Source organism: Streptomyces nodosus (assembly GCF_008704995.1).
Classification (GTDB): domain Bacteria; phylum Actinomycetota; class Actinomycetes; order Streptomycetales; family Streptomycetaceae; genus Streptomyces; species Streptomyces nodosus.
In genome coordinates this window covers 7,721,451-7,740,938 of the sequence record NZ_CP023747.1, presented here as the reverse complement: position 1 = coordinate 7,740,938, position 19,488 = coordinate 7,721,451, and the positions used below count along the sequence as shown (strand labels likewise).

The following is a 19,488-nucleotide window of genomic DNA, read 5'->3' as shown; positions in this document are numbered from 1 at the left end:
GCCTGCCTCACGCCCGGCCTCACTTCGAGCTGGAGAAGCGGTATGTGGCCACGCCGAGCGCCAGCGCGACGATCGCGGCGAGCAGCCCCAGCTCGGCGACGACGGGCGGATGCCAGCCGCCGACCAGCAGCCGGGTCTGCTCCGAGCTGAGCACATCGGGCCCCGGCAGGGTGCGGCGCACCGCGTCGATGCCGTAGGTCAGCGGATTCAGCTTGACGACGACGGCGAGCCAGCCCGGCAGCCCGTTCGGCGGGAACATCGCGCCGGAGAAGAACATCAGCGGCATCAGGCTCAGGTTCACCACGACCTGGAACGTGTCCACTTGACGGATCGTCACTGCGGCGAGCAGGCCGAGCGAGGTGAACAGCAGGGAGATCAGCAGGACTTCGACCATGACGACCAGGAGCACCGGCGTGTACCGGATGCTCGCGATGCCGCCGACCGACAGGACGAGGAGACCGTAGATCGCGCCGGTGGTGGCGCCGCCGAGCGCAAGACCGAGTACGACGCTGGACCTCGGGAACGGCGCGACGAGCATCTGCCGCAGCACCCCGAGCCGCCGGTCCCACACCAGCGAGATGCCCACCGCGATGGCCGGCGCCTGCACCGACATGACGAGTACGCCGGGGAACAAGAAGGCCCGGTAGTCGTTGAGTTGGGCCTTGCCGAGGTTCCCGGACGCGGCGTCGAGTCCGGTGCCGAGCACGACGAGGAAGAGGAGCGGGGTGACCAGGCCCATGGCCAGGCGCACCGGGTTGTGCCGCAGCCGGATCATCTCCCGGCGCCACAGCAGGAGACAGGGGCGCAGGGCGCTGACGGCGCGGCGCTCCTCGGTGGCGGCGGGCGCCTGGAGCGCCGTCTCGGTGATGCTCATCGCAGCCCCTCCCCGATGGTGTCGAGCGTGTGCCCACCCGCCTGGCTCTCGCGGATCGCGGCACCGGTGTGGTGCAGGAAGACGTCGTCGAGGGAGGGAGGCGCGATGGACACCGCGCGCACCGTCAGACCGAGCCCGGTACACAGCCGCGGGACCAGCGTCGCGCCGTCCGACACCCGCAGCAGCAGCCCGTCCGGGGTGGGTTCGGCCGCGAGACCGAACCGCTCGGCCAGCGCGTCGGCGGCCCTCGCATCGTCCTCGGTACGCAGCACCACGAGGTCGGAGCCGATCACGGACTTCAGCTCGGCGGGTGTTCCCTGGGTGACGACCCGGCCCCGATCGACGATGGCGACCTGGTCGCAGTGCTCGGCCTCCTCCAGCTGGTGTGTGGTGAAGAAGAGTGTGATGCCCTGCTCCCGGCGGAGCCGGTCGAGGTGGTCCCACACGGCGGCGCGGGTCTGGGCGTCGAGCCCGGTCGTCGGCTCGTCCAGGAAGAGGACGCGCGGCGACCCGATCAGGCCCCGGGCGATCTCCAGGCGGCGGCGCAGACCGGTGGAGAACTGCCGGACCGGAACCCTGCTGCGCTGTGACAGCTCCATCAGGTCGAGCATGGCGGCGATCGCCGCACGGGCCCGCTGCCGCGGCAACCCGCACAGGTCCGCCTGGAAGCGCAGGTTCTCGGCGGCCGTCAGCTCCAGGTCCAGCGTGGACTCCTGGAACACGATGCCGATGCGGCGGCGCACCTCGGCGGGGCGCTCGGCGACATCGAAGCCCGCCACCTCCGCGCGTCCCGCCGTGGGCCTGAGCAGGGTGGTGAGCATGCTGATGGTGGTGGTCTTGCCCGCGCCGTTCGGCCCGAGGAAGCCGAACGTCGAGCCGGCCGGCACCGCCAGATCCAGCCCGTTCACGGCGGGCGTGGTGCCGTAGTACGCATAGAGGGCCTCGGCCCGGATCGCGTCCGTCATACGCGGCCTCCCGGCCCGAGCCGCACGGCCAACACCGTGCGGAACGCGCTGAGTTCGCCGGGCTCGTCGACCGGGCGGCCATCGACCTCGACCCAGGCGTGCGCGCCGAAGGGCCGGGTTCGAAAGCCCGTGCACCAGTCGGCCCAGCGGCCGTGTGCCCGGCACAGCAGCACCGTAGCCACGGACCGTTGCAGACAGCCCAGGCCCGCGCAGCGCGTGCTCACCGACACCACGGCGCGGCGGGCCCGCGCCGCCTCGGCGTACCCGACGGGACGGGCGCCCTTGCTGAGCACGCCGAGCACCCGGTGCAGCCGGGCCGGGGGCAGCTTCACCAGGAGGCGGGCCGCGCCGACCGCGCAGCGTGGGCCGAGCTGGCGGCGAAGCGGGAGGCGGGCCGCCTGTTCGGCGACGGCTGGGGTGGTCACCGGTCGACCTCCACGAGCTCGGCCGCGCTGAGCGAGCCGATCAGCGCCTGTATGTCCTTGCGTACGCGCTCGGCGTCGACCGGCGCCGCGGCGGCCATGCCGGCGACGACCGCGTCGGGCCCTTCGCCGTCGAGCAGCCTGCGCAGCACGGCGCAGCCGGAGGCGTTGAGCTGCCAGTAGCGGCCGCGGCGCCCGTCGAGCAGGACGGCACCGGAGTTGATGTCCGTGAGGGTGACGTCGCGGGCGAGGCTCAGCTTCATCTGCGTACTCCCGTGTCCTGGACATCCGTCGTGGTCTGCGGGTGCGTACGGAGCCAGCTCTCGCACGCCACGGTGGTGTCGATCGGCTGGAGGTGGTGGGACATCGGCCCCGGGTTGAGCACCGCGGCCCGGAACCGCTCCGGGTCGATCAGACCGAGCCGGGCCAGCCGCGAGTCCTCGCACAGTTCGAGGAGGCGGGCCCGGTTGCGCTCGAGGCCGCGGAACGCCTCCGCGCTGAACTCGCCCTTGTCCCGCCGGTCGAGGATGCCGGCGGGTACGGCTCCGCGCACCGCGTCCGTCAGCAGCGGCTTGAACCGGGCGCTCGCCAGCCGCTCCTCGACCCGGACGGCGAGCGCCGCCTCGATCACCCGGTCGTCCAGGAACGGCGCGTCCCAGGCGATGCCGGTGCCCGCGAGCACAGTGTTGACCTGGCGGATCGTGGACCCCTCGAAGACCAGTGAGGCCAGCGCCTGATGGCGGGTGCGGTCGGCATCCAGCGGCTCGGGCGTGCGCCCGGCGGCCTCGGTGAGCAGCTCCCGCACCGCCGCAACCGCGTCCGGCGTGGCCCACGCCGGCATACGCGGCGCGAACACCCAGCCGAAGTCGGGCTCGTCGAGCGAAGGGGGAGGCGCGCCGATCCGGGTGGCGACCGCGGTGAGGTTCTGTGCGAACGTCGACCGGTCGAGCAGGGCCCGTACGGTGGCACCCCACGACCAGCGGTTGGCAAGCCGGTACCGGTTCACCAGGAGCAGCCCGCCGATGGGCCGGGCCCGCGCCAACGACCAGGCCGAGGTGGGCATCCGCCCGAACAGTTCGTCCCCGCCGAAGCCACTCAGATGCAGCGAGGACCCCTCGCCGCGCGCCCGGTGCGCCAGGTCGCGGATGTGCGCGAGGCCCGACGCCCAGGTGGAGGGGCCTTCGGGTGCGGTGTTCGCGTGCTCGGCGGTGTAGCCGACGTCGAAGAGGTTCTCTGCGCGGTCCGCAGTGAGGGTGTGATGGCGGGCGTGCGGCAGCAGCGCGGCGGCCCGGTGCGCCCACCGGGTGTCCTCATTGGCGCTGTCCAGCGGCGCCACGTGGTACGTGACCAGGTCGGCGTTCGCCGCAGCGGCCAGGAAGCACAGAGACGTGGAGTCCATGCCGCCGGACAGGTCCGCGCTGATCGTCCGGCCGGGCCGCACCCGTGCGGCAAGCGCCTCGTCCAGCGCGGTGCGCACCGCCGCGGCACCCTGCGCGAGCGACCGGGACGCCTCCGGCAGCCGCCACCACCGCACCTGCCGCGCCCGCCCCTCAGCATCCATCCGCAGCCAGTGCCCGGTCGTGAGCGGGTCGACACCGCGCCGCACCGGACGCTGGGCCAGCGGCCAGGGTGCGCCGCCCGGCGCGAGCAGCCGCGCGGCGAGCACGGACTCGTCGAGGTCCGCGCCGGTGAGCCGGGCGAGCGGTGCCACACCACTGGCGGCGACCGTGACACCGTCCACCGCAGCACTGAAAATCTGTCGTACACCGACGACCGAGCCCTGGACCCGCACGGTGCCGTCCAGCGACACCAGCACATGGCAGGAACCCACCAGCCGGGACGCGATCCGGTCCACCTCGTCCAGCGACCGCAGCCGCCCGAGGCGGTCCTTCGCCGCCGCCTCGTCGAGTGTCACCTGCCCGATCAGCGCCATCCGGCGCGGCCCCGCCACAACCAGGTGAACCTGGTCGTCGGGCCAGTCGCCCACGATCCAGGGCCGCCCCGACGCGTGGTTGATCCGCCGCCCCGGCGCGAGGCGGGCAGCGGGCCCGGCCGCGGCCGGACAGTCTGGAAGTACTACGAATTCCATGTCGCCTCGTTCCCCGGGCGGTGCCGGTGCGTCCGGGCGGACGCACCGGCACCGGCTGATCACCAGAAGCAGACGATCGCGTAGCCGCAGCCGGCGAAGTCGTTGCAGCTTCCGACGCCGAGGCACTTGGTCAGCTCGTCGAAGTCGCCGATCTCCTGGAGCATCGGGGGCTCGTAGATCTCAACCGACATGGTGTCCCTCCCAATTGAGCCGGGCGGAGAGGGCCGACCTTTTCGGCCCGCGTCCCGACGTGAGGGAAACTATGGCGTCGCATGTCCTACCGGCATGGGTCAGCGGCCCTTGCCGTGTCCCGTCACGCGTCCCACCGCCGGTGCCGCACCCAGCCGAACGCGACCGCCGCCACGGTCCACACCAGGAGCACCACACAGCCGCGGACCGCGTCGTGTGTGCCGACGGTGAGCAGCTCGCTGCCGGCCCGGTCGGGGAAGTACCGCACGACCGCCTTGGTGGCGCCGATGACCGACAGGATCTGGGAGCCGGCCAGCACCATCGGCAGCAGCACCGCCAGCGGCACGACGGCGCTGCGCGCGGCCGTCGCGATGCCGGCCGCGAACAGGCTCATCAGTGTCAGATAGAGCACCGCCCCGGCCAGCGCCCCGGGCACCCCCGGGTCGGTGAGGGAGGCTCCGTGCGGGCCGAGCGCGGCCTGGGTGACGAGGTATCCGGCCACGGTGACCGGCACCGCGACCAGCAGCGCGGCGGCCGCGGTGACGGTCAGCTTCGCCGCGTACAGCCGCCCGCGCAGAGGCACGGCGAGCAGCGAGGCGCGCATCATCCCGGAGCCGTACTCGGTGCTCACGACGAGGACTCCGAACACGATCAGTGCGAGCTGCCCGTACAGGATGCCGTCCAGACCGGCCTGTTGGGCGGTGAAGCCGTCGCGCAGCATGCCGCTGTCCGACTCGATCGCCGACTTCGCGGACCACCCGTCGAGAGCGGCCACCCCCAGGCTGAGCGGCACGAACAGCAGCAGTGCGAGGAAGGTGCTGCGAATCCCGCGCACCTTGGTGAACTCGGCCCGGACGGCCGCGAGCGTCTCAGACACGGTGGCCCCCGTTCTCCTTGCCGACCAGCGCGAGGAACGTGTCCTCCAACGAGCCGGTGTGCGTGCTCAGTTCGTCGAGGGTGCGGCCGCCCGCCGTAGCGATCCGGCTCACCTCGGCGGCGGCAAGACCGTCGACCTCCAGACTCCCGTCGACGGCGCGCACCACACGGGCGCCGTGCCGCTCCAGCTCCGGGACCAGCGCCCCGGGTTCGAGGGTCCGTACGCGTACATACATCCGCCCGTGGAGCCGGATGAACTCGTCCATGCCGGTATCAGCGAGCAGCCGCCCCCGGTCGATGACCACGAGATGGTCCGCGACCAGCGACATCTCGGTCATCAGATGGCTGGAGACGAGGACGGTGCGGCCCTCGGCGGCCTTGGCCCGCAGCAGCTCGCGCAGCCACCGGATACCCTCCGCGTCCAGGCCGTTGACCGGTTCGTCGAGGACCAGCACCGGCGGGTCGCCGAGCAGAGCGGCGGCCAGGCCGAGCCGCTGCCCCATGCCGAGAGAGTACGTGCCGACCCGCCGCCGCGCGGCCCCCGCGAGGCCGACCAGGTCCAGGACCTCGCCGACCCGCTGCCGCGGGATCCGGTTGCACTGGGCCATCCAGCGCAGATGGTCGGCGGCGGTCAGGCTGCGGTGCGGGATCGCGGTCTCCAGGAGTGCGCCCACGTGCCGGGCCGGACGGCGCAGTTCCGGGTAGGCGCGCCCGTCGAACCGCGTCATCCCCTCGTCGGGCCGGGTGAGGCCGAGCATCATCCGCATCGTGGTGGACTTGCCGGCCCCGTTGGGCCCCAGGAACCCGGTGACGGCGCCCGGTCGCACCGTGAACGTCAGGCCGTCGACGACGGTCCGCTCCCCGTACCGCTTGGTCAAGTTCTGAAGGTCGATCACACAGCCAGCATTCCCGCGGCCCCCCGTGCGCACATCGGACCGTGGTCGGGAAGGCCGGGTGGGCAGACCCTGACAGACCCATACCTGAGGATGAGTCCGCGGCCGTACGCCGGTCAGTAGGGCAGCGTCGCGAGGACCCGGAAGCCGCCGCCCGGCCGCGGTCCCGCCGAAAGAGCGCCGCCGTGCGCCTCGGCCCGCTCGCGCATCCCGACCAGGCCGAGCCCGCCGCCGGGCACCACCGGCCGGTGCGCACCGCCGGGTACGGGTCCGTCATCGGCGACTTCGATCGTCAACGCGCCCTCCCGCGCGGCCAGTTCTACGCGGCAACGGGTAGGCGCGGCATGCTTGACGACGTTGGTCAGGGCCTCCTGCACGATCCGGTACGCCGAGGTCACCACGGCGTCCGGCAGCTGCTCGGCACAGCGGGACGCCAGGTCCACATGGACGCCCGCAGCCTCCGCCGTGCGTACCAGGGCGGGCAGATCGGCGAGACCCGGCAGCGGCTTGAGGCCGTCAGCGCCCGCCTCGTCCTGGCGCAGCAGCTGGAGCGTGGAGCGCAGGTCGCGCAGCGCCTTGCGGCTGACACCCTCGATCACCGTCAGGGCCTCGCGCGCCTCCTGCGGGCGTGTGTCGACCACATGGTTGGCGATACCGGCCTTGACGGCGATCAGGCCGACGCTGTGCGTCACCACGTCGTGCATGTCCCGGGCGATCCGCAGCCGCTCCTCGACCTTGGCTCGCTCGGCGGTCTGCTCGATCACCCGAAGGACGTTCTCCCGCTGCTCCCGCACGGCCGCGCCCGCCGCCCAGGTCGCGCCGAGGGCCAGCACCCCGAACACCACCTGTACGGTGCCGGTCCCGCCCTCGTAGTGCTGCCCGCCGGTCATGGTCAGCAGGGCCGCGCCCACCGCACACCCCCCGCCGACGGCGACCGCGCCGCGGCCGGGTCGGCGCCGGCTCACGGCGACTGCGTACAGCGCGTAGGCGGCGGCTGGGAACGAGGTCGCCGCGAGTCCGAACGGCACCGCGACGCACGCCACGGTCAGGACGAACGCAAAGACCGGTAGCGGCCACACCCGCCGTACCGCCAGCGGCAGCGCGGCGGCGAGCGACAGCAGCCACCCGGCCGCCTCACCTGATCCGCCGCCGGCAAGGGCGGTCCGCACCGGCGCCAACTGCGGCAGCAGGGCGAAGCCGAGCGCGGCCATCGCATCGAGCACGAACGGTCGCCGCCCCAGGATACGCATCATGCGTCGAACGTAGCACCGCCCGAATCGGAGCGATTCGGACAATTTCATGGGCGCACTTGTGTTCCCATGAACCATCTACTCATACTCAGCAGGCGTCACACCATGCCGTCTGCCCGACCGCTGTTGTCTCTCCGCGCCCTCTCCACATGGCTGGACAACGAGCCGAAAGAATCCCGCGCATCTTCACCGTGCCGAGATCCCGCACGGCCGACCACCGAAGGAGACGTACCCAGTGGCGTCGCAATTCGATTCCGCGAGCGACCCGAACGGCAAGATCAACCTGATGATTCTCGGTGACGATCCGGTGGCCCTCGCCGGACTCGAGGCCATTGTCGACAAGGACGACGAAGTGACGCTCGTCGACCAGCCGTTCGACAGTGATCAGGCCCGGTCTTCCGCCGACGCGGCGGAACAACCGCACGTCATCATCCTCGGCGAGCCGCCTTCGAAGCGTGCGATCTGCGCGGACGTCCACCGGATCAAGACCACGTACGGCCGCACCGCGCGCCGGCCCAGAACCCTGGTGGTGTCCCAGAACGATGACGACGACGTGATAATCGCCGCATTACGCGCCGGCGTCAACGGCTATCTCACACGCATCGGTTCACCCGAGGAACTGCTCCACTCCATTCGCATCGTGGCCACAGGTGGAGCGGCATTCAGTACCGCGGTAGCCGCCAGATTCAGCAGGTATTTCAACACCATGCAGAGCATTCCGGAGTGCGCCGAGCTCGCAGATCTGACCAGTCGGGAACTGGAGATCCTGGAGCTGCTCGCCGGGGGCATGGGAAACCAACAGATCGCGCGCAGGCTCTTCTTGGCCGAGAAGACCGTCCGCAACTACGTCTCGCGGATCTTCACCAAGCTGGAGGTCCACGACCGCACCGCTGCCGCGGTGCGGGCCCGCGACGTCGGCTTCGGCGGCCCGCCGAAGCACGCCTGAAGCGGCGGAGTCAGGTGCGCCGGTCGGCGTCGCGATCAAGCCGGCCCAGGCCCCCCACACACCGCACCCCCGCTGCACTCTCCGCGATCAGGCCGTTGACCAGGAGAAACACAGTCCCTGTGGACGTTTCCGCGGTGTTGAGGACGCCGGTGCCCCACGCCGTCCTGGACGGGTTGTCCCGCCACTCGCCGATCGGAGTGTCCGCCTTCGACAGCGAACTGCGCTATCTGCATGTCAACACCGCCCTGGAGACGATCAACGGCGTGCCCGAGGTCAGGCACCTCGGTCGGCGGCCGTCCGAGGTGCTGCCCGAGGTGAACGGCGCCGAGGTGGAGACCGTGATGCAGCGGGTGCTGGACACCGGCGAACCCGTGGTCGACTTCCGCACGACGGGCCGCACCACCCGGTCCTCGTACGAGGACCGGGTGGTGGCCGACCGTGTGCGGGTTCGTGAGTTCGATGATGAGATGAGGGTCGGCGACTGCTGCCGATCGTCCGCAGAGGCACCGGCTCGGTGGTGACGTGGTGGCGGGCGCGACCTACACCCGCCCGCATGGGGTCCGGCACCTGTTCGCGGCCTACGACCTGGCCCGAGACTAGCTTTGCGGCCACGTCAAACCCAAGAATAACCGCACCAGGTTCCTGGAGTTCTGCCGCTACCTGCGCAGGGACCACCGCCCGGAGGTCGGTGGCGGCACCGAGTGCACCGCCCGGGCGCGCACCCTCTGCTAGTGCCTGAGGTCGAACAGCGCCGGCAGGCGGCCGCGGCGGCGGGCCCTGCGCCGGGGAATAAGTCCCGCCGCCTCCCTGTCGGAGGGACACCCACCGAGGAGGCGCACAGTTGAACCTTTCTGAACGGATCTCGATCCCGGCTGCGACGGCTCCTCACCCACAGCAGAAAGAGCCGGAGATGAATGACAAAGGCAAGACGGCGGGCGCTGTTTCGCGGCGCGGGATCCTGAGAGGCGTCGCCGTCGGCGGCGGCGCGGTCGCGGCTGCCGCCCTGCTCCCCGCGGGCGCTGCTCACGCCGACGACCGGGGCCCGGCGGGCGGCGGCACCGTGCGGCAGGTGCCCGGGGTCCACACCGTGATCGACACTTCGCACGCCACCGACGAGGCCGCGCGGATCTTCAGCGCGTACTTCCGCACCAAGAGCGCCAAGGACTACGAGGGCATCAGCACGTTCTTCTCGAAGCAGAACGCCAACTATCTCGACGCGATCCTCGGCTGGCCCTTCTACGGCTGGCAGGCCATCCATGACCTGTTCGCCCAGTACATGCCCCGGTGGCCGAAGGACGGCACGTCCTCCCCGGTCCGGATCCTGGGGGACGCCACCAGCGCCGTCGTGTTCTTCACCAACACGACGGGGCTGTTCGGCCCGTCGGAGATGCGTGCCGCCGGTGTCGTCAACTTCCAGCGCGGCAAGATCGCACGCTGGGTCGACTACTGGGACGGCCGCCACTTCGGGACCGACAACCTCGACGCGGAACGCCTGCCGGCCGACCAGTTCCCGACGGACTGGATGGAGTCCACGGTCGGCGAGACCGCATCGCCGGTGATCCGGAAGGTCTCCGAGCAACTCTCGGCAGCCCTGCGGGCGGGTGAGGGCGAGCGCGCGGCGGCGCTGTTCGCCTCGGACGCCGTATTCGAGGACATGACCGCGCACCTCCAGATCCTGGGCCCCCGCAGCATCGGCGCCTACCTCACCACCGCCTCCGACGTCCTGCCCTACACAGGCAAGGGCACCAGGGTGCGGCACGTCGTGGGCAGCGCCCGCGGCGGCGGCTACGAGTGGGCCGCCGCGGGGCCCGTTCCACGCGGTCTTCACACCCTCGAACTCGATGCCCAGGGCCGGATCACCCGGCTGACCGCAGTCTGGGACGGCACCCTCGTGGACGACGAGACCCTCATGACGATGGCCCGCAGGGCGATCGAGCACTGACTCGGCGTTCCCACCGCGCTGTCGGCCCCTGTGCGGGGATGGGCGTTTCGCCCCCCCGCACAGGGGAAGTGCCGCCAGGTCCCTGTCGCAGCTGCAGTGCCGGCGTACGCGGTATGAGTAGCTGGTCAGGCAGGAACCGGCTGATGGCCTAGTACGATGCGATGCTTCCCCGGCGGTGAGCCCAGCCGCTTCGAGGGCGCCACAGTACTGTGGTCGGCACGGCGTGCGAGATGTGACCAGCGGCGCCTGAGCCTCCCGGCCGGCGCACATGTCCGGAATCCAGAGAGGCAGGGGCGCGGGGCGGCTTGAGGAACGGCCGTGCTGGCGGGGCCCGTTCTTGGCGGGTACCGCCAGCACCGAGGGTCACGCAGACGCCGTCGGCACGGCCGGTTCCGGGACGAGCCCTGCCTCGCGGGCGGCGATGACGGCGCACGCCTCGTCCACGTCCGAGCTGTCGCCGCTGACGCCCACGGCGCCGACGATCACACCGCTTCCGTCTCGCAGCAGCACGCCCCCGGGGGCCGGGAACATCCGGCCGTCAGAGGCGACCGCGAGCGCGTCGAAGAAGCCGGGGAAACGCTTCGCTGCCTCGGCGATGCCCCGCGAGCTGAAGCCCAGGCCGAGTGAGCCCCATGCCTTGCCCACGGCGATCTGTGGACGCACGATCCCGGCGCCGTCCTGCCGGTAGAGGACGACCTGGTGCCCGCCGGCGTCCAGCACGGCGACGGTCAGCGGGGCGGTCCCCCGGCGTCGTCCCTCCTCTAGCACGGTGTGCGCGATCCGCTGCGCGATATCGAAACTCAGCATGGTGGGATCCACTTTCATCTCGTTGTGCACGGTGCTCGGTCAGAAGCTTTCGTGACCGCACCGTCCGGGGCCAGGTCTCGCCGGTCGCCGGGTTGCCTGTGGCGTTCCGATGAGGCCCGTGCCGCGTGGACAGGCAGAAGCGGATCGGTATTCCCACCTCGCCCCTGCCCGGGCGGGTCGGCTGCAGGAGAGAGGAGGATCGGGCGGGACAGCGCGTCGCCCCGTCCCGGCGCAGCTGTCAGCCGGTGGTGGCGGTCGAGACGGGCACGGAGGCCGGATCGGGCGCCGACGGCTCGGTGGCGTGGTCCGTGAGATAGGTGCGGAGGGCCTGGCGGCCGCGGCTCAGCCGGCTCATCACGGTCCCGATGGGAACATCGGTGATCCGAGCGATCTCCTTGTACGAGTAGCCTTCGACGTCCGCGAGCAGGACGGTGCGCAGGAAGGGGGCGGGCAGGGAGGTCAGGGCCGTTCTGAGTACATCGTCGGGTAGCCGATCGAGGGCGGCCTCGGCAGGATCACGTCCGATGCCGGTCGGGTCGGCAGGACGGTCGTACCCCTCCAGGCCCATCACCTCGGGACGCAGTTTGCGGGCGTTGTAGGCGTTGATGAAGGTGTTCGTAAGGATGCGGCTGAGCCAAGCCCGCAAGTGAGTGCCGCGGAAGCTCTCACAGTTCTTGTGCGCCCTGAAAAAGGTCTCCTGCACCAGGTCCTCCGCGTCCGCGGAGTTGTGGGTCATCCGGTAGGCAGCGGAGAACAGCGTCGACGTGTACCCCACTGCCTCCTCTGCCCACTCCTCATCAGACCGTGCCATCGCTTTGCCCATCGCATTCATCCTCATCGCACGACGAAACTCACAGACGAAACTCACAGACGAACAGGACCGGTGCGGCACGGGCTTTATTCCATCCCGGCGGGCGTGATGCGGGCGGACGGCGGCGGGTTCGCGATGTCGCAAGAACAGCGGCGCAGACCCGCCCTCCGACAACGCGTCACAGACGGAGCGGGCGAGTCCGCGCAAGGACCTGGTCGGCGTCATTCCAGTCGGTGCCGGGCACATCGATGTACAGCTCGATCTCGTTGCCGTCGGGGTCATAGAGATAGATGCTGTGCGTGACGGTGTGATCGCTCGCGCCCTGCACCGGGATCCCGGCGTCGGCGAGTGCCTTGATGGCGGCGGCCAACTCCTCGTCGGTGTCACCGATTTTGAAGCCGATGTGGTAGAGCCCGGCGCGGTGGCCGTTACCGGGGTGAGGGGCGTTCTCGCCGACCTCGATGAGCAGCATCTCGTGATGGGTGCGCCCCGACGAGAACGCCTGTACGAGGCCACGCAGATGCTTCGGCGACTCGATGGCTCGGAAGCCAAGCACGTCCCGGTAGAAGTGCACAGAACGGTCCAGCTTCTTGACGAAGAGCACGACGTGCCCGAGCTCTCGGATCTCCATGGGTCCTCCCTTGTCCAGTTCGGCAAGCAGACAGGCGCAGGCACCGTTTCATTCCCGCGACCAGGTGGGAGGTTCATCGGCCGTGCGGGGCGGCGCGCCGGAGTCAGCCGGCGCGCCGCGAAGGGAGACATCTGGCGCGGGTGGTCCCGTCGCTCTGTCGCTTCAAAGGTGACTGTCGTTACTGGGGCAATCCGCCGGTGACGCCGATGGTGGTGCCGCTGACCCAGGCGGCGAGGTCGCTGACAAGGTATTCGGCGGCGTCGGCGACATCCTTGGGAGTGCCGATACGGTCTCCGATGCGGCCGGCGGCCTGGAGGCTGCGGAATGGGGAGTCGGCGGGGATGGAGTCGATGAAGACTCCGGCGTCGTCGATCGGCCCCGGCTGGATGATGTTGACCGTGATGCCACGGTCGGACGTCTCCCTGGCGAGGACTTCAGCGAAATAGCGGCCGGGGGCCTTCGTCGCGGTGTAGAGGCCCGCTCCCGGTACGGGGTTGGCGATGGCGGTGGAGGCGATGTACACGATCCGCCCGTTGTCGGAGATGTTCTTGGCAGCCCGGTGCATCGTCAGGAGTGCGCCTCGGGCGTTGACGTTGACCATGTTGTCGATCTGCTCGTCGGTGAGGTCGGTGATCGGGACACCGAGAAGTTCAAGGCCGGCATTGGCGACGACGATGTCTGCAGAACCGAAGCGCTCTTCGGCCTCGGCGAAGAGACGGTCGACGTCTGCGGCCTCGGAGATGTCGGCCTGGACTGCGATGGCCTGTCCTCCGTGCTCGTGGACCTCCTTCAGCGCCTGCTCGCCGTTTGCGGTGTCGGACGAGTAGTTGATCACGATGTTGGCGCCGAGTTTCGCGTAGCGCAGCGCGATGGCCTTGCCGATGCCTCGGGCGGAGCCCGTGACCAGGGCAGTCTTGCCGGTGAGGTCAGTCATTTCTTTCTCCGGTGTCTCTTCGGACGGGCTGCTGATCGGTCGGACAGGGTCGGTCTTTCGTCTGGACCAGGCCGGATCAGGGAGCAGGGTCTGGTGCCGGGGGTGCCTCTCACGCCTCTCAGGCAGTGGGGGGGGAGGTACGCAAGGCGGGGGAGGGCGGCAGGGCGGAGGCCCTGACAACCGACGACAATGCTGTGAGGTGCGGTGCAAGACCCCGCGAGCCCGGCGTGATCCAGGACAAGAGGCCCTAGTTCACAGCCGGTGTGGGGAAGCGGTACTCGATCTGGGTGCGGTCCGTGTAGAGCCTCCAGTAGGTCTCGGCGAGGTCGGCGGGGTCGATGACGTGCATGCCGGTGGTGCCGCCGGTGATCTCGGCGAGCTGCTCGGGTGAGATGGCGTTGTACGACTCGCTGTTCTTGATGAGCGCCGACAGGGTGACGACGCCGGCGTAGACACCGGAGTCGGCGATCTCGCCGTGGAGCGAGTAGATGAAGTTGCGGATGGCGGCCATGGCCGGGCCGATGCCGCTGATGAAGGGCTGGGGGTCGGCGGCGGTGAATCCGCCGGTGACCATGAACCCTCCGGTGCCTCGAGCGGTCATCTCGGGCAGGACGGCGTGGGCGATCTCGACGGGGGTGAGGAGGAGCAGATTCACCCAGTGGCTGAGGCGTTCGGCGTCGAGCTCGGCGGCGGGGACGAAGGCGGTGCCGCCGGGTAGAGGCTGGTAGGACACGACGTCGATACGGCCGTAGCGGTCCTTGATGGCCTGCACGACCCCGGCAGCGTTGGCCGGGTTCGACAGGTCGGCGGGGAAGGCTGCGGCGTCGATGCCCTCGGCGGCCAGCTCCTCGGCCATGGCCTGGAGCCGCTCGGCGTTCCGAGCGACCAGGGCGATGCTGAAGTCCTCCTTGCCGAAGCGGCGGGCAAGGGCGGTGCCGAGGCCGGAGCCGGCACCGAAGATGGCGATGATCTTGGACACGGTGTGCTTCTTTCGTGGTGTCGGTGAGGCATGCCGGCCCGGTTTCGGGCGGGCCGGACAGGGGCCGGTGATGACATCGACGGCCCAGTGGCTGACGAGCTGGGTGATGTCAGAAGTCGGTGGAGGCGGCGGTCTCCTTGCCGGCGTCGAGCTCGGCGATGCGACTGGCCAGCGCGGTGCGCATGGCGTTGTAGGCGTCGCTGCCGAGGGCCAGACGGCGCGGCGCCGGGGTCGAGTCGGCTGAGGCGATGATCGCCGCGGCGACCTTCCGAGGATCGCCGGGCGCCTCGGCGGTGACATTGCCGACAGTTTCGAGGTACTTGCGGATCTGACCGGCCGGGCCGTCGGCGTACTCGGGCATCCCCGGCGAGATGCTGAGGTTGGCGCCGAAGGTGGTGCGGATGATGCCCGGCTCCACCATGGTGATGCCGACACCGAAGGGCGCCACCTCGGCGATCACGGACTCGAGGAAGCCCTCCACGCCCCACTTCGAAGCGTGGTACATGCTGGCGCCGGGTGTCGAGATGTGTGCGCCCATGGTCGACATCTGGATGAACCGTCCGCCTCGCTGGGCGCGGAAGTGCGGCAGCACGGCACGCAGCAGGTGGATGGGAGCGGTCATGTTGAGCGCGATCTGCTCCTCGATCGCCTCGGCAGTCATCTCCTCCGCGGCGCCGACGGATCCCCGCCCGGCGTTGGAGTAGACGACCTCGATCTCGCCGAGGTCGGCGAACGCGCGCTCGACCACGTCACCCAGCGCCTTGGTGTCGGTGACGTCGAGGGAGGCGGTCCACAGCCGATCGCCGTGCCGGTCGGCGAGGTCGGACAGCACCTCGGGTCGGCGGGCGGTGGCCGCGACGCGGTCGCCCCGCTCGAGCAGCTGCTCCGTGACGATGCGGCCGATTCCCGCGGATGCACCCGTGATGAACCAGGTCTTCGATGGCATGCCCACACTCCAAATCCAACTAGTTGTTTTGGTTGCGGGTCGGAAAGCTACGCCCGAGCCGTACGGGTGTCAACCAGACGGTTGGTTTACACTCGGGACATGGCTTATGACTCCGCTGCTACCAGGGCCCGGCTCCTGGACGCCGCCTACGACGAGTTCGTGCGGCTCGGGCTCGCCGGCGCCAGGGTCGATCGCATCGCGACGGCCGCCTCGGCGAACAAGCAGGCGATCTACGCCTACTTCGGCTCCAAGGAGGCCCTGTTCGACGCGGTGATGGCTGATCGGCTGCGCATCCTCGCCGACGTAGCACCCATCACCGCCGACGACCTGCCGGGCTATGCCGGGGCACTGTTCGACGCGCTCGTGGCCGATCCGGGACTCCAGCGGCTGAGCCAGTGGCGTGCGCTCGAGTTCCCCGAGGCGTCGGAGGCCGAGATCGAATCCCACATCGCGAAAGCCACCGAGATCGCCACGAGCTACGGCGTCGAACTCACCGTGGCCACGGACCTGATGATGATCGCGCTGGGCGCCGCGCTGGCCTGGAACGCCACCGCCCCCCGGATCCGGAACCCGCTCGGTGAACCCGACGATCAACGCATCGCCACCCACCGTCACTCGGTCGTCACCGCTGTGGCAGCGCTGACCGAGGCGCTCACCGCCCAGGCCGGCGAACCGGCGGAGGCGACGTCATGAGCGGTCGGTCGTGGTTCATCACCGGCGTCACCAGCGGCTTGGGCCGGCAGATGGCAACACGGCTGCTCGAAGGCGGTGACCGAGTCGCCGGCACGGGCCGCAACACCGCCGCCCTCGAGGAGATCGCGGCCAGGTACGGGGACGCGTTCTGGCCGGCGACGCTCGACGTGACCGACACCGCTGCCGTCAAGGACACCATCGACCGTGCAGCGGCAGCACTGGGCAACATCGACGTCGCCGTCAACAACGCCGGCTACGGGATGTTCGGCGCGGCCGAGGAGTTCACCGACGAGCAGATCGCCCACCACCTCGCGACCAACCTCACCGGCTCCATCGCCGTGGCCCGGAGCGTATTGCCTCACCTTCGGGCCAACGGCGGCGGGCGCATCGTGCAGATCTCCACGTACGGCGGCCAGTCAGCCAACCCCGGCGGCGCTCTCTACAGCGCAGGCAAGTTCGGCGTCGAAGGGTTCATGGAAGCCCTCGCAGCCGAGGTCGCCCCGTTCGGGATCGGCGTCAGCATCATCGAGCCCGGCGGAACAGCAACGGGCTTTCGCCGCAACGCCGTCTTCAGCAAGCCGTTGGCCGCCTACGACGACACCCCCGCCGCCATGGTGCGCGGGCTGTCGGGAAGTACGCGCCCCTCGCCCGGCGATCCCGCCAAGGTCGTAGCCGCGATCATCGCCGCCACCGAGACCGAACCGGCTCCGCTACGAGTCGTGCTCGGCAGCGACTCGTTCCGGTACGTCCACCAGGCCCTCGCCAATCGTCTCGCGGACGTCACCAGACAGCACGACTCTGCAGCGGCCGTCGACATCACCGCCCAACAGGACTCCGTCAGGTCTTCCGGTCCGGCCTGATCCCGGGGATGCCGGGTGGGTCGATGCACATGAAGTGAGCCGTGTGCGGGCGGGGTTGGCGTTGGGATACTGGCTGCTGGAGCGGCCCGAAGGCGCCGAGGCTCCCACTGATCACCGGCTTTCCCACACATCGGGGTCCGCACCGGCGTCCGGTAGGCGACGCAGCGGCCGTTCTCGCGGCCGTCGGGGTCACGCACCCCCGCGCTCCGCAGTCGTCACTGCCCACGCGTCATCGCTCGGCAGCTCATAGCGCTGGCCGTTGCTTTCTTGAGGCCGAAGGCCGCATGTGCGGCCCGATGGGTTGCCGCATTGATCGATGAGTCCCCCTGCGACCGTCCCTACGGCACCGGCCGACCGGTGACCGCGTCCAGGAGGACACGGTCACCGAGTGGCCGACTCAGCTTCACCGTCACCCTCTCCAGCAGCAGGTCTGCGGTGCAGGGGCCCTCCTTCGTCCCGACGACGGAAGCGGACAGCACCACGCTCTCGCTCGTCTCCAGCACGTCCACGACAGGACCGTCGTCGCAGGCTCCGTGGCCGGCGAGCACCGTGACGGACCGGCCGTCCCTCGCGATCCTGACCTGCTGCATGTCGCTGAGCCCCTCTGCGACCGGCTTGACCGGCGGCGTGAGAGGCTTCGAGGGACGGACGGCGGCCAGCTTGAGCGGCGTGTCGTAGCCGTCCAGGGTGAAAAGCCAGGCCGGGACGGTCGCCGGGCCGCGGCTGGTCGACAGGGTCATCTCACCCAACTTCGCCCCGGTCACGGTCAAGTGCGGTCCGTTGTTGCTGCCACGGGCCACTGCCTCATACGCCTGCCGCGCCTCCATCAGCGGCAGTGTGAGCGAGCCCCCGCTCTCCCACTTGACCCGGCCGTTCTTTCCCGACGCGGCGGGGAGTTGGCCGCGCAGAGTAAAGTTCCGGGCCCCGTAGGCCCGCTTGTCCGATACATTACGGAATGCACCCTCGGGCAGCTCGACAGCCTCTCCGATCGGGTGGTAGCCCTTCCGCCAAGCCCGGGCGGCCTCGGAGCCGTCCCATGCGTCGGCGACCTGACGAGCGCGGGCCTCCGTCACCGGGTCGCAGCCGGTGACGGTCCAGCCCGCTGCGGCGAACAGGACCAGGACAAGCGGCAGTTGGGCGGTGCGGGCCAGGGCGCCGGAGAAGGCGGCCGCATTGGCTCGTATACGCATGCGTTCCCCAGGTGGAGAAAGGGGCCGGGCGCCGATCGTTCTTCGCAGTCCGTCGCAGCGCAGGCCCAATGATCGTGGAGTCTGTTTGACTCATGTGATCAGATTCCTCACCGGTGGGGTTGGTTGTACGGGAATTTGAAGTTCTGGAAGCGCCTTGTCAGTCGCCGTGGCGGCGGCCACCTTGGGCTTCCCGACGACCAACTCCAAAGCGGTCCACGTGATGGCGAAGCACTACCGCGCACCAGGCCGCATTCCTGACCGCCTCAGCCCACAACACCGGCCGGTCTCCGCTCACCACACGCCTTCCACCTCCCTCCGCGCCGTCATGCAACGGCGTCGCGCTGGGAACCGCACCCGTCCCTCCGCGCGCCTTACCAGTCCCGACACGATCAACGGACGGCTGTCCTGGCCACCTTCGGACGGCCCGAGCCCGGTCTGGCACATGCGAATCCGACCAGCATGGTCAGCTGGGTTTCCTGACTGGTGTGTGCGACATCCCGTGAGTTCCTCGGGCCTTCCCCCGTGATGGTGGACACGCTTCGTTGATCACGCGGCGAGCGTGAGCTTAGCCGCGTGGTGTCGGCGTTCGTATTCGTTGGGGCTGAGCTGGCCGTTGGCGGGGTGCCGACGGCGGGTGTTGTAGCGGGCCAGCCATGCGAAGACCGTCCTTCTGCAGGTGCCGGCGTCGCCGTAGCGCCGGGCGGCCTGGAGGGTCTCGCGTTTCAGGGATGCGTGGAAACCTTCGCAGGCCGCGTTGTCCGCGCTGGTGCCGACCGCACCCATCGACCTCGTGACCCCGAACTGGTCACAGAGGTCGGCGAAGGCCCGGGATCCGTACTGGGCCCCGTGATCGGAGTGGAACACCCAGCTGTCCAGGCCACCCCGCGTCACGGCCGCCATCCGCAGGGCGTCGGTGACCAGGTCGGTGCGCATGTGGTCGGCGATGGACCAGCCGACGACCTTGCGGCTGAAGCAGTCCAGCACGTCGCGAGATAGAGAAACTCCCCGCCCACGGGCGGGAGATAGGTGATGTCGCCCATGTATTTCCGTCCCGGCTCGGTGGCGGTGAAGTCCCGCTGGAACAGGTCCGGAACCTGTGAGGCCGTCGGGCCCGGGACGGTGGTGCGGACACGTCTGCGCAGGCGGATGCCGTGGATGGAGAACCTCCGCATCACCCGGGCGACCCTCTCA

21 protein-coding genes and 2 pseudogenes are annotated in these 19,488 nt (G+C 70.1%); 6 read left to right on the top strand and 17 right to left on the bottom strand.

Annotated features, from left to right (window positions below; translation table 11 throughout):
- Positions 1-19 precede the first annotated feature (19 nt).
- The 9 genes from CP978_RS34500 to CP978_RS34460 all read right to left on the bottom strand — a co-directional run bounded on the left by CP978_RS34500 (position 20) and on the right by CP978_RS34460 (position 7,561).
- Positions 20-874: an ABC transporter permease gene (locus CP978_RS34500; protein ID WP_043447681.1), complete on the bottom strand. Its 855-nt coding sequence runs from the start codon at positions 872-874 to the stop codon at positions 20-22.
- The gene (locus CP978_RS34495; protein ID WP_043447678.1) at positions 871-1,839 is read right to left on the bottom strand and encodes an ATP-binding cassette domain-containing protein; all 969 of its coding nucleotides are present in this window, start codon (positions 1,837-1,839) and stop codon (positions 871-873) included. Before CP978_RS34495 ends, CP978_RS34500 begins: the two co-directional genes overlap by 4 nt.
- Positions 1,836-2,264 carry a lasso peptide biosynthesis B2 protein gene (locus CP978_RS34490; protein WP_043447676.1) on the bottom strand — a complete coding sequence of 143 codons (429 nt, stop codon included), beginning with the start codon at positions 2,262-2,264 and terminating at the stop codon, positions 1,836-1,838. The genes CP978_RS34495 and CP978_RS34490 overlap by 4 nt, the downstream gene beginning before the upstream one ends.
- Positions 2,261-2,524, bottom strand: a complete 264-nt coding sequence (locus CP978_RS34485; protein WP_043447674.1) for a lasso peptide biosynthesis PqqD family chaperone — start codon at positions 2,522-2,524, stop codon at positions 2,261-2,263. Before CP978_RS34485 ends, CP978_RS34490 begins: the two co-directional genes overlap by 4 nt.
- The gene (locus CP978_RS34480; protein ID WP_063839106.1) at positions 2,521-4,350 is read right to left on the bottom strand and encodes a lasso peptide isopeptide bond-forming cyclase; all 1,830 of its coding nucleotides are present in this window, start codon (positions 4,348-4,350) and stop codon (positions 2,521-2,523) included. Before CP978_RS34480 ends, CP978_RS34485 begins: the two co-directional genes overlap by 4 nt.
- A gap of 59 nt (positions 4,351-4,409) precedes the next feature.
- The gene (locus tag CP978_RS34475; RefSeq protein ID WP_107070498.1) at positions 4,410-4,541 is read right to left on the bottom strand and encodes an aborycin family tricyclic lasso peptide; all 132 of its coding nucleotides are present in this window, start codon (positions 4,539-4,541) and stop codon (positions 4,410-4,412) included.
- Between the two features lie 122 nt (positions 4,542-4,663).
- Positions 4,664-5,416, bottom strand: a complete 753-nt coding sequence (locus CP978_RS34470; RefSeq protein ID WP_043447672.1) for an ABC transporter permease — start codon at positions 5,414-5,416, stop codon at positions 4,664-4,666.
- Positions 5,409-6,311 carry an ABC transporter ATP-binding protein gene (locus CP978_RS34465; protein ID WP_043447670.1) on the bottom strand — a complete coding sequence of 301 codons (903 nt, stop codon included), beginning with the start codon at positions 6,309-6,311 and terminating at the stop codon, positions 5,409-5,411. Before CP978_RS34465 ends, CP978_RS34470 begins: the two co-directional genes overlap by 8 nt.
- A 113-nt stretch (positions 6,312-6,424) precedes the next feature.
- Positions 6,425-7,561, bottom strand: a complete 1,137-nt coding sequence (locus CP978_RS34460) for a sensor histidine kinase (protein ID WP_052454483.1) — start codon at positions 7,559-7,561, stop codon at positions 6,425-6,427.
- Positions 7,562-7,793: 232 nt separating this feature from the next.
- Between CP978_RS34460 and CP978_RS34455 the strand changes: the two genes are divergently transcribed.
- The 4 genes and pseudogenes from CP978_RS34455 (at position 7,794) to CP978_RS34435 (ending at position 10,446) form a co-directional block, all read left to right on the top strand.
- The gene (locus CP978_RS34455; RefSeq protein WP_052454482.1) at positions 7,794-8,504 is read left to right on the top strand and encodes a response regulator transcription factor; all 711 of its coding nucleotides are present in this window, start codon (positions 7,794-7,796) and stop codon (positions 8,502-8,504) included.
- Positions 8,505-8,653: 149 nt separating this feature from the next.
- Complete coding sequence (locus CP978_RS35340; protein ID WP_043447667.1) at positions 8,654-9,025, top strand: PAS domain-containing protein; 372 nt, start codon at positions 8,654-8,656, stop codon at positions 9,023-9,025.
- A gap of 13 nt (positions 9,026-9,038) precedes the next feature.
- Positions 9,039-9,188: pseudogene (locus CP978_RS36290) on the top strand (IS630 family transposase); the annotation flags it as partial.
- A gap of 226 nt (positions 9,189-9,414) precedes the next feature.
- A complete protein-coding gene (locus CP978_RS34435; protein WP_150478363.1) occupies positions 9,415-10,446 on the top strand; it encodes a sigma-70 family RNA polymerase sigma factor family protein in 1,032 nt (343 codons plus the stop codon).
- Between the two features lie 363 nt (positions 10,447-10,809).
- Here CP978_RS34435 and CP978_RS34430 read toward each other — a convergent pair whose 3' ends face one another.
- From CP978_RS34430 to CP978_RS34405, 6 genes are all read right to left on the bottom strand, one after another.
- On the bottom strand, positions 10,810-11,253 hold the full coding sequence (locus CP978_RS34430) for a GlcG/HbpS family heme-binding protein (RefSeq protein WP_052454480.1): 444 nt from the start codon (positions 11,251-11,253) through the stop codon (positions 10,810-10,812).
- Between the two features lie 238 nt (positions 11,254-11,491).
- On the bottom strand, positions 11,492-12,028 hold the full coding sequence (locus tag CP978_RS34425) for a sigma-70 family RNA polymerase sigma factor (RefSeq protein ID WP_227745593.1): 537 nt from the start codon (positions 12,026-12,028) through the stop codon (positions 11,492-11,494).
- Between the two features lie 214 nt (positions 12,029-12,242).
- Positions 12,243-12,695, bottom strand: coding sequence for a VOC family protein (locus tag CP978_RS34420; RefSeq protein ID WP_150478362.1), 453 nt, complete (start codon positions 12,693-12,695; stop codon positions 12,243-12,245).
- 178 nt (positions 12,696-12,873) lie between these two features.
- The gene (locus CP978_RS34415; protein WP_043447665.1) at positions 12,874-13,629 is read right to left on the bottom strand and encodes an SDR family oxidoreductase; all 756 of its coding nucleotides are present in this window, start codon (positions 13,627-13,629) and stop codon (positions 12,874-12,876) included.
- A gap of 247 nt (positions 13,630-13,876) precedes the next feature.
- Positions 13,877-14,608 carry an SDR family NAD(P)-dependent oxidoreductase gene (locus CP978_RS34410; protein ID WP_043447662.1) on the bottom strand — a complete coding sequence of 244 codons (732 nt, stop codon included), beginning with the start codon at positions 14,606-14,608 and terminating at the stop codon, positions 13,877-13,879.
- A gap of 109 nt (positions 14,609-14,717) precedes the next feature.
- Positions 14,718-15,554 carry an SDR family oxidoreductase gene (locus CP978_RS34405; RefSeq protein ID WP_043447660.1) on the bottom strand — a complete coding sequence of 279 codons (837 nt, stop codon included), beginning with the start codon at positions 15,552-15,554 and terminating at the stop codon, positions 14,718-14,720.
- A gap of 99 nt (positions 15,555-15,653) precedes the next feature.
- Here CP978_RS34405 and CP978_RS34400 point away from each other — a divergent pair, with 99 nt between their 5' ends.
- Both CP978_RS34400 and CP978_RS34395 read left to right on the top strand, forming a co-directional pair.
- Positions 15,654-16,247 (top strand): TetR/AcrR family transcriptional regulator, encoded by a 594-nt coding sequence (locus tag CP978_RS34400; RefSeq protein WP_043447658.1) that lies wholly within the window; start codon positions 15,654-15,656, stop codon positions 16,245-16,247.
- The gene (locus tag CP978_RS34395) at positions 16,244-17,107 is read left to right on the top strand and encodes an SDR family oxidoreductase (RefSeq protein ID WP_043447655.1); all 864 of its coding nucleotides are present in this window, start codon (positions 16,244-16,246) and stop codon (positions 17,105-17,107) included. The genes CP978_RS34400 and CP978_RS34395 overlap by 4 nt, the downstream gene beginning before the upstream one ends.
- Positions 17,108-17,445: 338 nt before the next feature.
- On the opposite strand, the gene CP978_RS34390 is transcribed toward CP978_RS34395, so the two are convergent.
- Together CP978_RS34390 and CP978_RS35990 are read right to left on the bottom strand one after the other, a co-directional pair.
- On the bottom strand, positions 17,446-18,297 hold the full coding sequence (locus CP978_RS34390; RefSeq protein ID WP_052454479.1) for a hypothetical protein: 852 nt from the start codon (positions 18,295-18,297) through the stop codon (positions 17,446-17,448).
- 546 nt (positions 18,298-18,843) lie between these two features.
- Positions 18,844-19,487, bottom strand: a pseudogene (locus CP978_RS35990) (IS3 family transposase); the annotation flags it as partial.
- Position 19,488 lies beyond the last annotated feature (1 nt).